Source organism: Janthinobacterium sp. PAMC25594 (assembly GCF_019443505.1).
Taxonomy (GTDB): domain Bacteria; phylum Pseudomonadota; class Gammaproteobacteria; order Burkholderiales; family Burkholderiaceae_D; genus Janthinobacterium.
This window is the reverse complement of the sequence record NZ_CP080377.1, coordinates 2,810,830-2,822,161: the sequence shown is the minus strand read 5'-3', so window position 1 is coordinate 2,822,161 and position 11,332 is coordinate 2,810,830. Positions and strand designations below refer to the sequence as shown.

Below are 11,332 nucleotides of genomic sequence, written 5' to 3'. Positions count from 1 at the left end.
ACCACATGCATCAAATTGACAATTTTAAAGTGACGCAAAAATCGCAACGCAAGTTCCAGCTGTTTTCCGCCCTGGCGATCGCCGCCCTGGCCCTGACCACCAGCCTGGCCATGGCGCAAACGCCGGCCGTGACAGCCGATGCGCTGCCCGGCAAGGGCGTCAAGGTACAGCCGCTGCAAAGCTCGATCGCGGAAGAAACCTTCCAGACCATGCTGGTCGACAAGGCCCTGGAAAAGCTCGGCTACGAAGTGCAGCCGATCAAGGAAGTGGAGTACCCGACCGCGCATATCGCCATCGCCAACGGCGACGCCACCTTCATGGCCGTGCACTGGGACCCGATGCACAAGGATTTCTATAACAATGCGGGCGGCGACGCCAAGCTGTTGCGCACGGGCCACTACGCCGGCCCGGCCGCGCAAGGTTATCTGATCGACAAGGCAACTGCGGAAAAGTACAACATCACGAATATCGACCAGTTGCGCGACCCGACGCTGGCCAAGCTGTTCGACCACGATGGCGATGGCAAGGCTGACTTGACGGGTTGCAATCCGGGCTGGGGCTGCGAAGCGCTGATCGAGACGCACATGGATGCGTACAAATTGCGCAAGACGGTGACGCACGTGCAGGGCAGCTATGCGGCCCTGATCGCCGACACCCTGGGCCGCTACAAGCGTGGCGAACCGATCCTGTACTACACGTGGACGCCGTACTGGGTCAGTGGCGTGCTGGTGCCGGGCAAGGATGTGGTCTGGCTGAAAGTGCCATTCTCGGCCAATCCGGACAAGGTGAATACCCGCCTCGACGATGGCAGCGATTACGGTTTTGCCGTCAACACGGCGCGCATCGTGTCCAACAAGGCGTGGGCGGAGAAAAATCCGGCCGCGGCCAAGCTGTTCGAGGTGATGCAACTGCCCGTGGCCGATATCAATGCGCAGAACGAGCGCATGCGCCGCGGCGAAAGCACGCAAGCCGATATCGCGCGTCATACGGCCGGCTGGATCAAGTACCACCAGCAAACGTTTGACGGCTGGATCGCGCAAGCGCTGGCGGCAGCGAAAAAGTAATTTACGGCTGATACCGGCGTAAAAAAAGTGGCTACCGATTCGGTAGCCACTTTTGCGTTTTCAGCCTGTTTTGGTGGTTTTTAGTGAGTTTTCAGCCGTTTTCGGCTGATTTCTCTGTAAAGCAGGCGTTGCTCGCGCTTAATCCTTCAAGTCTTCGATCAGGTCGATGTACTGCTGTTGCGCCTCTTCCTTCGAGGTGCCGGCCAAGGCCGCCCAGGCGTCGAACTTGGCGCGGTTGACGAAGTCGGTCATGCCAGGACGCTCGCCCGTGGCGTCGCCGCTTGAGGCTTGCTTGAACAAGGCGTAGATTTTCAACAAGGTCATATTGTCCGGACGCTCGGACAGGGTCTTGGAATCGAGCTGCGCTTGTTCGAATTGCTCTTGTAAACTCATGATGGCTCCTGTGTGCTGATGGAATCGCTGGAAAAGTGCGGCAGGCGCGGCGGAGTGGCCACCGTGCGTGCTGCAGTGCCTGACATCATAGTGAAAAAAGCGCGCCGTGCATTAGAGGACACACTCAAAACAAAAGCGCCGCCGCTGAGTGAACAGGGGCGGCGCCGGAGACAGTCGCTTGAGCGCTGCGGAGTCCGTTCTTATACGCCCAGCAGTTCGACGTCGAAAATCAGGGTGGCGTTCGGTGGAATCGCGCCGCCGGCGCCGCGTGCGCCATAGCCCAGTGCTGCCGGGATGATCAGTTGGCGCTTGCCGCCCACTTTCATGCCTTGCACGCCTTCGTCCCAGCCTTGAATGACGCGGCCTGCGCCCAGCGGGAATTCGAATGGGTCGTTGCGGTCCTTGCTCGAATCAAATTTCGAACCGGCGCTGCCGTCGTCGTTTTGCAGCCAGCCCGTGTAATGCACGACAACATTGTTGCCGGCTTGCGCTTCAGCGCCTTCGCCGACGACGGTATCGATGTATTGCAGGCCGGAAGCGGTAGTGGTGGTGGTCATGATAATCCTTGTGTAGGCGATGAAAGCTTCAGATTGTAGAGCAATGAGTTGCAAAGCGCCATTCCAGGCGCGGGACAGGGAAAAAGGGGAAATTACGACGATGTGTGGCTGCCGGTCGCATTTAAGGGGGGATTTCATACAAAAAATACAGTGTTCCACGTAAAATGCCTGTTTTGTATTTAACAGTGATTTCTTCCATGTTCCGCAGTCTACGCCGCCTTGTTTTTTCCTCGCTGTGCCTGGTTTCCGCAATATCGACGGCGCAAGCCGAAGTGGTGGTGGTGCTCAATTCCCGTGATGCTACGGTGCAACTGCTGGACCAGAAAACCTATGCTCCCCTGTCCACCTTTGCCGTCGGCAAGGAACCGCATCACCTGATGGAAACGCCGGACGGCAAGTCGCTGATCGTCGCCAGTTCCGTGGGCAATGAGCTGATCTTCCTCGACCCCGTATCGGGCCAGATCCAGCGCCGCATCAGCAATATCCTCGACCCGTACCAGATCGGCTTTTCGCCGGACCAGAAATGGTTCATCTCGAACTCGCTGCGCCTGGACCGCATCGACCTGTACCGCTACGACGGCAAGACCCTGACCCTGGCCAAGCGCATCCCGCTGCCGAAACTGCCCAGCCATATGGCCTTCACGGCCGACAGCACCATGGCTTTCATTACCCAACAGGGCAGCAACCAGGTCAGCGCCATCGACCTGGCCACGCAGACGGTGAAATGGACCATGCCTGTCGGCCCGGCGCCGGCCGGCATCACGATGACGCCCGATGGCAAGCATTTGCTGGTCGGCATCATGGGCAGCGATTACGTGGAAGTGATCGACTGGCGCACGCAAAAGACCGTCAAGCGCATCAAGGCGGGCGCCGGCACGCATAATTTCCGCGCGCTCGGTGACAAGCGCATGACGTTTGTCTCGAACCGCGTGTCGAACACGATCAACATCATCGACCAGCAAACCCTGGAAAACGTGGGCACCATCAATGTGCCCGGTGGACCAGACTGCATGGAAATCACGCCCGATGGCAAGACCATGTGGGTGACCTTGCGCTGGATCAAGAAAGTGGCCGTGATCGATCTGACCACGCGCAAGGTGATCAAGACGATACCGGTGGGCCGCTCGCCCCACGGCGTGTATTTCGCCACCCACTCGCCGCGCATGTGATGATGCAGCGTCTTATTCTGAGCGGCGGCGTGCCCGCCATGCTGCTGTGCGCCAGCACGATGCTGTCGCCCGCGCAAGCGGCCGCACCTACCGCACCTGTACCCGCCGCATCTTCAGCCCCGGCCGCCTGCAAGGGCACGATCTACATGACCTTCGACACGGGTAGCCAGTCGCAAGCGCAACTGATCGCCGATGTGCTGAACAAGCGCCATGTGAAGGCAACCTTCTTCCTGGCCAATGAAAAGACCACGCGCGGCGACTATTCGCTCGATCCGTCATGGGCGCCGTACTGGAAAGCCCGGGTCGCCGAAGGCCATGCGTTCGGCACGCATACGTTTGACCACGTGTACTGGAAGAAGGATCTGGCCAACGGCTTGATCCAGGTCAAGCCCCAGTTCGGCAAGGATGGCGGCAAGCTGGCCTCCTACACCGATAAACAGTTCTGCGAGGAATTGCGCCGTGTCGATACGCGCTTCCAGGAACTGACCGGGCACAAGCTCGACCCATTCTGGCGCGCGCCGGGCGGCTACACCTCGCCGCGCACCCTGGCGGCCGGCAGCGCCTGCGGCTACCAGCATGCGGGCTGGGCGCCGGCGGGGTACTCGGGCGATGAGCTGCCCAGCGACAAGTATCCGAACGCCATGCTGCTGAAAAAGGCGCTGGCGAACCTGCGCAGCGGCGACATTTTCATTTCGCACATGGGCATCTGGTCGCGCAAGGATGCGTGGGCGCCCGCCAACCTGGATGCCTTGATTTCCGGCCTGCAAGACAAGGGTTTCTGTTTTGCCACCCTGCGCGAGCATCCCGCCTACGCGCAAAAGAAGGGCCAGCCATGACCGCCGCCGACATCGTCAGCCTCGTCACGCCCGTCATCGACGCCGTGGTCGACGCCTTTGGCGTGGCGCAAGGCTGGCTGTTCCAGACTGTGGTGAACCCCCTCGTGTATCACCTGGGCTTTGGCGAATTCACGGAAGAGGCGTTCGAGGGCACGGAGTGGCTGCTGATCGGCCTGTGCGAACTGGTGCTGCTGTTTCTCGTGCTGCGCCCGCTCGAAGCCTTGATACCCGCGCAAAAGATCACCGACCCGCGCGCCCGCTGGAACGACTTTATTTATACAGTGCTGCACCGCGTCGGCCTGTTTTCCGTGCTGGTCTTCTTCACGCTCGATCCGCTGATGGATGCCTTGGCCGGTGCTTTGCGTTTCGACAATATCCATCCATTGAACCTGGAATCATTGTTGCCCGGCATCAGTCCCTTGCTTAGTTTTATCATTTATTTTGTGATACTGGACTTCGTCGATTATTGCTACCATCGGGCTTCGCACCATTTCGGCTGGTGGTGGGGCTTGCACAGCCTGCATCACAGCCAGCAAAACATGAACTTGTGGAGCGATGACCGCAACCACTTGCTCGATGACTTCCTGCGCGACGTGGTGATGGCGCTGGTGGCGCTCGGTATCGGCGTGCCGCCGGGCCAGTACGTGCTGCTGGTGTCGATTTCGCGCATTCTGCAAAGCTTGCAGCATGCGAATGTGAGGATACACTTCGGCCGCATCGGCGAACGGCTGCTGATCTCGCCCCGTTTCCACCGCACGCACCACGCGATTGGCGTGGGGCACGAGTCGAAAGGCAAGGGCAGCATGGGCGGTTGCAACTTCGGCGTGGTGCTGCCGATTTGGGATATGCTGCTGGGCACCGCGAATTTCTCGGCCGGCTATGCGCGCACGGGCGTGCGCGACCAGCTGGCCCGCATCGATAGCAATGGCGTGGGCCGGCCCGGGCGCAACTATGGCCGTGGCTTCTGGCAGCAGCAGTGGCTGGGCTTGCGCCGCATGGTGGAATTTGCAAGATTGAAACGAAAAGGACGCCGTTGATGCGTAATGTGTTGAATTCGTATGGCCGTGCTTTCCTGTCGCAATTGCACGGCAAGATACTGCTGTTGAGCGTCGCGCCGTTCATCCTGTCGCTGATCCTGTGGGGCGCCCTGCTGTATGTGGGCTTGCAGCCGCTGATCGACAGCCTGCATGCGCTGTTCACGCAGTATGATTTCTTCCGCACCAGCGGGCAGGTGCTGGCCACCTTCGGCCTGGGCATGCTGAAAGCCGTCATCGTGCCGCTGATCGCCATGTTCATGCTGTTGCCGCTGATGATATTGACGGCGCTCATTTTCATGGGCCTGTTCGCCATGCCGGCCATCGGCCGCCACATCGGCGGGCGGCACTTTCCGCAGCTGGAAAAGAAGCATGGCGGCAGCCTGCTCGGCAGCGTCGGCACTTCCCTGGCTACCTTTTTGCTGTTCATCGTCGTCTGGGTGCTCATGCTGCCGCTGTACGCGTTTCCGCCCGCCGCCCTGGTGGGGCAAGCGGTGCTGTGGGGCTGGCTGACCTACCGCGTGATGGCGTATGACGCCATGGCCGACTATGCCAGCGTGGAAGAGCGCCACGTCATCATGCGCACGCAGCGCTGGCCCCTGCTGGCCATCGGCATGGTCTCCGGCGCGGCCGGTGCCGTGCCGGGTCTGCTGTGGATGGGCGGCGCGATGTCCGTCGTCTTTTTCCCCTTCCTGGCGGCGTTCGCCATCTGGCTGTATGTACTGATCTTTATTTTTACGGGTCTGTGGTTCCAGTATTACTGCCTGGAAGCGTTGTCGCGTTTGCGGGGCGTACGCGGCATGACCGACGTGGCGCCGGCGGACGCCTGACCATTTTTATTGCATTCTACGAGGGAGCTTCATGGCTATCGGATTGATCATCATCGGCGACGAAATCCTGTCGGGCAAGCGCACGGACCAGCATTTCCCGAAAGTAGTGAGCATGCTCAAGCAGCGTGGCTTGCAGCTGAGCTGGGCGGAATACGTGGGCGACGAACCGGCCCGCCTGGTCGCCTTGCTCAAGCGCAGCTTTGCCAGCGGCGACATCGTTTTCAGCTTTGGCGGCATCGGCGCCACGCCGGACGACCATACGCGCCAGGCGGCCGCCGATGCGCTGGGCTTGCCGTTGGTGCTGCATCCGCAGGGCAAGGTCAATATCCAGCAACGGATCACGGAAATGGGCGCTGAGGCGGGCGTGCCGGCCGATTTGAACTCGCCGGAAAACCTGCACCGCCTGAAAATGGCGGAATTTGTCGAAGGCGCCGAGCTGATTCCGAATCCGTACAACAAGATTGCCGGCTTTGCCGTGCGTGAACATTATTTCGTGCCGGGCTTTCCCGTCATGTCCTGGCCCATGATCGAATGGGTGCTGGACACGCATTACAGCCATTTGTTCAATCAGGTGCCGCATGCGGAACATGCCTTGCTCGTGTACGAAACGGCCGAATCCCTGCTGACGCCGCTGATGGTGCGCCTGGAGGCGGAGTTTCCGCTGATTAAGGTATTCAGCCTGCCCAGCGTGGGCGATGCGCAGACGCGCCGGCATATCGAACTGGGCGTGAAGGGCGAACCCGCGCAGGCGGCGGCCGCCTTTGCGGACATGTGCGCCGCACTCGATGCCTTGCAGGCGGAATACACCACCATCTGACATGCTGCCAGCCCGGCGCCGGCGGCTTTTTCGCTGGCGTCCCGCCCGCCTTGCATCTATGTACGCAAGCGTACGTTCCCAGACGTTGTTTTTTTGCGAAAATCTTCAATGAAGCAAGGTTTTTGTGCGCGCTCGTCAGTCGTTTTCATGCCGATGTGGTGGAATGGTGAACAGGGGCCTTGCGTGTCGAACGCGGGGTCGCCTGCCTGTGCAGTAGCGTGTTTTTTTGATTCACCGGTATGGACATCATGTTAAGCAAGCCTTGTTGTGACCGGCCCTTGCCGGCCCTCGTCTTATCCCGCGCGGAGCGGTATCGCTACCGCCTTTTCCGCGCCGTCCAAACCCAACTTTATCCCAGCATCCCATGAAAGACACAGGCGTCAACCTGGCCGCGCAAGAGCGGCCCCCCTCTGAACCAGCTGTCGAGGCGTCGCCGCCGGCGAGCCCGCCGAAGAAGCGCCGTTCGCGCATCTGGCCGATCTTTGCCATTATTCTGCTGGCGCTGATCGCCGGCGTAGCGTGGTTCGTCATGCGCGAAGTGCGCACCTCGGCCCTGCAGGCCGAGTTTTTCACGCGCCTGGACCGCCAACTGACGTTCAAGGTCGAGCCTGGCCCTGCGCCGGCGGGCGCCATCCGCTATCCGCAGCATGGCCCGTATGACGAGCGCCTCGGCTATGCCAGCCTGCCCGACTTCATCAGCAAGCTCAATGCACGCGACTATGCCGTCACGGCGCAGGCGCGCATGTCGCCGAAGATGGTGGAGCTGGTCGACCGGGGCATCTTTGCCACGTATCACGAGAAAAACCGCGCGGGCCTGACCATCCTCGATTGCCGCGCCGCGCCCCTGTTTGCGGCCAGCTATCCCGAGCGCATGTTCGACAGCTTTACCGAAGCACCGCCCGCGCTCGTGCAAAGCCTGCTGTTCATCGAAAACCGCGAGTTGCTCGACCCGGGCACGCCCGAGCGCAATCCCGCCGTGGAATGGGACCGCCTGAGCAAGGCGATTCTGGACAAGGCGCTGAACCTGTTCGGCGGCCACCGTGGCGGTGGCGGCAGCACCTTGGCCACGCAGATCGAAAAATACCGCCATTCGGAAGACGGCCGCACCAGTTCCATGCAGGATAAATTGCTGCAGATGATTTCGGCCAGCCTGCGTTCGTACCAGGATGGCGAAAACACCATGGAAGCGCGGCGCAAGATCGTCGTCAATTACCTGAATACCGTGCCGCTGTCGGCCAAAAGCGGTTTTGGCGAAGTCAACGGCATTGGCGACGGCATGTGGGTCTGGTATGGCCGTCCATTTGCCGAAGTGAAGACTTTGCTCAAGGGGAAAATGGACCAGCCGGACAGTGCGCTGGCCTACAAGCAGGCGCTGAGCCTCTTGATCGCGCAACGGCGTCCTTCGCATTATCTGGTGGCCGGCGGCGCCGACCTGGAAGAATTGACCAACAGCCATCTGCGCCTGCTGGCGCAGGCGGGTGTGATTTCGCCGCAGCTGCGCGATGCGGCCATCGCCGAGAAGCTGCGCCCATCGACGGCCTCGGGCGTGCAATCGGAAGCATCGACCTCGTTCGTCACGCGCAAGGCCTCGAATGCCGTGCGCAACCACCTGGCCAGCATGCTCGGCGATCCGCGCTTGTACAACCTCGATCGCCTGGACCTGAAAGTGGTCAGCACGCTCGACGCGCAGGCGCAAAACGCCGTCACCAAGGTCTTGCGCGAGCTGCGCGACCCTGCCGTGGCGAAAGCGGCCGGCCTGACGGGCAAGGGCATGCTGGGCAATGGCGATCCCGCCAATGTAGTCTACAGCTTCACCCTGCTGCAAAAAGGCGACAAGGCCAACTTGCTGCGCGTGCAGACCGACAACTTCGACCAGCCGCTCGATATCAACGAGGGCGCCAAGCTGGACCTCGGTTCCACGGCCAAGCTGCGTACGCTGGTGAGCTACCTCGATATCATCGACCAGTTGCACCAGCGCTACAGCGGCATGGGCGCCGCCGAGCTGGGCAAGATTGCCGTCGATCCGAAGGACATGCTGTCGCAGTGGGCGATTGCTTACCTGAAACCATTGCCGCTCGGCGAGGCGCGCAACTTGCCCGCCATGCTGGCCGCTGCCATGGAACGCAAATATTCGGGCAATCCGGGTGAAGGCTTCTTCACGGGCGGCGGCTTGCACCATTTCGGCAACTTCTCCAAGCTCGACGACAGCCGCATCATGACGGTGCAGCAGGCGCTGCGCCAGTCGACCAACCTGGTGTTTGTGCGCCTGATGCGCGACGTGGCCCGCTACTACATGTTCTCGCGCCCCGATTCCTCGGCCTCGCTGCTGGCGGATGCGGACGATCCGCGCCGCGCCCAGTACCTGAGCCGGTTTGCCGATAAGGAAGGGCGCGAATTCCTGCACCGCTTCTATCAGAAGTACCGCGGCAAGAGCGTCGACGAGCAGGAAAAGATTTTGTTGGCCAGCATCCGTCCGACGCCCGTGCGCCTGGCGAATATCTTCCGCACCATCAATCCGAAGGGCACGGTGGCGGAATTCGGCGACTTCCTCAACGCCAACTTGCCGTCGCAAAACGAAGTGCCGTCCGAGCGCGTGGCCAAGCTGTACGAGCAGTACGCGATGGAAAACTGGTCCTTGGCCGACCGCGGTTATCTGGCCAATGTGCATCCGCTGGAGCTGTGGATGGTGGCCTACCTGCGCCAGCACGAAGGATCGACCCTGTCGCAGATGGTGGCGGCCAGCGAGAAGGAACGCCAGGAAGTCTACAAATGGCTGTTCAATACGCACCGCAAGCATGCGCAGGACCGCCGTATCGCCAACTTGCTGGAAGTCGAAGGCTTTTTGGAAATCCACCGTCAGTGGAAGAAGATGGGCTACCCGTTCGATTCGCTGGTGCCGTCGTATGCGACGACCCTGGGCGCCTCGGCCGACCGTCCCGCCGCGCTGGCCGAGTTGATGGGCATCATCATCAACGATGGCGTGCGCAAACCGAGCGTGCGCATCGATTCCATGCATTTCGCCGCCAATACGCCGTATGACACCATGGTCAAGCGGGGCAGCAAAGTGGAAGCGGAGCAAGTGCTGTCGCCGGACGTGGCGAAAGCCGTGGCCAAGGCCATCCGCGAAGTGGTGTCGGACGGTACGGCGAAGCGGGCCAAGACGGCATTCGTCGGCGCCGACGGCGTGCCGATCCCGATGGGCGGCAAGACGGGCACGGGCGACCAGCGTTTCGATGTGTATGGCGCCGGCGGCCGCCTGATCGAGTCGCGCTATGTGAACCGTTCGGCCACGTTCGTGTTCAATATCGGCGAGCGCTTCTATGGCAGCATGACGGCGTATGTGCGGGGGCCGGAATCGAAGAACTACGATTTCACCAGCGCCTTGCCCGTGCAATTGCTGGTGTCGCTGGCGCCAAGCCTGATGCCGCTGATCGAGCCGCCCGCACCGGCCGAAGGCGTGGCGAAACAGTGCACGAATTGAGGTATTTTTGCAGCTGAAAGCCGGCCTTCATGGCCGGTTTTTTTTTGAGGAAGTGCAATTGGACAAGACGCAGCAGATTTTTCAGCAATATCACCGCTTTGACGATGGCGCGCTCGTGTCCATCGAGCAGCGGTATCAGCCCGGGGGCGTGCAAGCCGTGCGCATCGTCTTGTATGCAAGAAATCATGCGCTCGATGGCAATGTCTGGCGCCAGGTCGCCATCACGGTGGGCGCGGTGCGCGAAGTGCTGCTCAGGACGCCGGGCAACTTCATCAACCGCATCTGCTGCGGCGTGAAGTTGCTGCGTTTCGGTGACGTCTGGTGCGTCGATGTCGACGGCACCTACACGCATGACGACCCGGCGACCCTGGACGAAGTGCGCCGCGATGGCGATTGTTACGTCATCGGCGGCACGGTCGAGGCCATTGAACTCGATTAGCCGGCAAACACGGCCGTTTTATCTTCCAGGCGCGCGTGATACGCGGCAATGGCCGGATATGCTGGACGTTGCATCGGGGCCATCAGCCAGCGCTTGACGGACAGGCCCAGCACGATATCGGCCACGGTGAATTGCTCGCCGCACACAAACGCGCCCGTGCGCTGCAGCTGCTGTTCAAGGATGCCCATCATCTTGTTCCATCCAGCAATGCCGGCCGCCAGTTGCGCCGCATCCTGGTGCGCGGGGCTGTGGTGCACCAGCGACATGAAGGCGTAGCGCCAGCTGTTGTTGAGGTCGCCCATTTGCCAGTCCATCCATTTTTCCACTTCCGCGCGGGCGCGGGGCGTGCTTGGCAGCAAGTCGTCGCGGCCCGCTTGGGCGCACAGGTAGCGGCAGATCGTGTTCGATTCCCACAGCACCAGGTCGCCGTCCACCAGCACGGGCACCATGGCGTTCGGGTTCAGGGCCAGAAAGGCGGGGTCGTCGGTGGCGCGAAAGCCGCTGCCCCAGTCTTCGCGTTCGTACGGCAGGTCGAGTTCCTCGCACGTCCACAGGACTTTGCGGACATTGATCGAGGCGGCTTTTCCCAGAATTTTCAGCATGCGGGGCTCCATGGGGCAGGTGGTTGATCTGCCACTGTAGCGGATTTGGCCACGCCGCGCCGGTGAAAGTGCCTTGCATAGTTGCGCTTTTCTTGGCATCGTAGCCACCC

Annotated in this window: 11 protein-coding genes; 8 read left to right on the top strand and 3 right to left on the bottom strand. The window is 61.1% G+C overall.

Translation table 11 applies throughout. The annotated features are described in order from the left end of the window. Positions 1–5 precede the first annotated feature (5 nt). Complete coding sequence (gene proX / locus KY494_RS12670; protein WP_219891168.1) at positions 6–1,064, top strand: glycine betaine/L-proline ABC transporter substrate-binding protein ProX; 1,059 nt, start codon at positions 6–8, stop codon at positions 1,062–1,064. Between the two features lie 138 nt (positions 1,065–1,202). On the opposite strand, the gene KY494_RS12665 is transcribed toward proX, so the two are convergent. Continuing rightward, entirely contained in the window at positions 1,203–1,457 is a 255-nt protein-coding gene (locus KY494_RS12665; protein ID WP_034782468.1) for an acyl-CoA-binding protein, read from the bottom strand. Between the two features lie 200 nt (positions 1,458–1,657). Then, complete coding sequence (locus KY494_RS12660) at positions 1,658–2,014, bottom strand: FKBP-type peptidyl-prolyl cis-trans isomerase (protein ID WP_010395194.1); 357 nt, start codon at positions 2,012–2,014, stop codon at positions 1,658–1,660. Positions 2,015–2,211: 197 nt separating this feature from the next. On the opposite strand from KY494_RS12660, the gene KY494_RS12655 reads away from it, so the two are divergent. The 7 genes from KY494_RS12655 to KY494_RS12625 all read left to right on the top strand — a co-directional run bounded on the left by KY494_RS12655 (position 2,212) and on the right by KY494_RS12625 (position 10,620). Continuing rightward, positions 2,212–3,183, top strand: coding sequence for a cytochrome D1 domain-containing protein (locus KY494_RS12655; RefSeq protein WP_219133039.1), 972 nt, complete (start codon positions 2,212–2,214; stop codon positions 3,181–3,183). Beyond that, positions 3,183–4,019 carry a polysaccharide deacetylase family protein gene (locus KY494_RS12650; RefSeq protein WP_258194830.1) on the top strand — a complete coding sequence of 279 codons (837 nt, stop codon included), beginning with the start codon at positions 3,183–3,185 and terminating at the stop codon, positions 4,017–4,019. The genes KY494_RS12655 and KY494_RS12650 overlap by 1 nt, the downstream gene beginning before the upstream one ends. Next, positions 4,016–5,056 (top strand): sterol desaturase family protein, encoded by a 1,041-nt coding sequence (locus KY494_RS12645; protein ID WP_219891167.1) that lies wholly within the window; start codon positions 4,016–4,018, stop codon positions 5,054–5,056. The genes KY494_RS12650 and KY494_RS12645 overlap by 4 nt, the downstream gene beginning before the upstream one ends. Next, on the top strand, positions 5,056–5,883 hold the full coding sequence (locus tag KY494_RS12640; RefSeq protein ID WP_219891166.1) for an EI24 domain-containing protein: 828 nt from the start codon (positions 5,056–5,058) through the stop codon (positions 5,881–5,883). The genes KY494_RS12645 and KY494_RS12640 overlap by 1 nt, the downstream gene beginning before the upstream one ends. Positions 5,884–5,914: 31 nt before the next feature. Beyond that, positions 5,915–6,700 carry a molybdopterin-binding protein gene (locus KY494_RS12635; RefSeq protein ID WP_219891165.1) on the top strand — a complete coding sequence of 262 codons (786 nt, stop codon included), beginning with the start codon at positions 5,915–5,917 and terminating at the stop codon, positions 6,698–6,700. Between the two features lie 364 nt (positions 6,701–7,064). Then, complete coding sequence (locus KY494_RS12630) at positions 7,065–10,181, top strand: transglycosylase domain-containing protein (RefSeq protein WP_219891164.1); 3,117 nt, start codon at positions 7,065–7,067, stop codon at positions 10,179–10,181. A gap of 58 nt (positions 10,182–10,239) precedes the next feature. Next, positions 10,240–10,620 (top strand): hypothetical protein, encoded by a 381-nt coding sequence (locus KY494_RS12625; RefSeq protein ID WP_219891163.1) that lies wholly within the window; start codon positions 10,240–10,242, stop codon positions 10,618–10,620. Here the strand turns inward: KY494_RS12625 and KY494_RS12620 are convergent. Beyond that, positions 10,617–11,222: a glutathione S-transferase family protein gene (locus KY494_RS12620; RefSeq protein WP_219891162.1), complete on the bottom strand. Its 606-nt coding sequence runs from the start codon at positions 11,220–11,222 to the stop codon at positions 10,617–10,619. The genes KY494_RS12625 and KY494_RS12620 overlap by 4 nt on opposite strands. Positions 11,223–11,332: the final 110 nt, after the last annotated feature.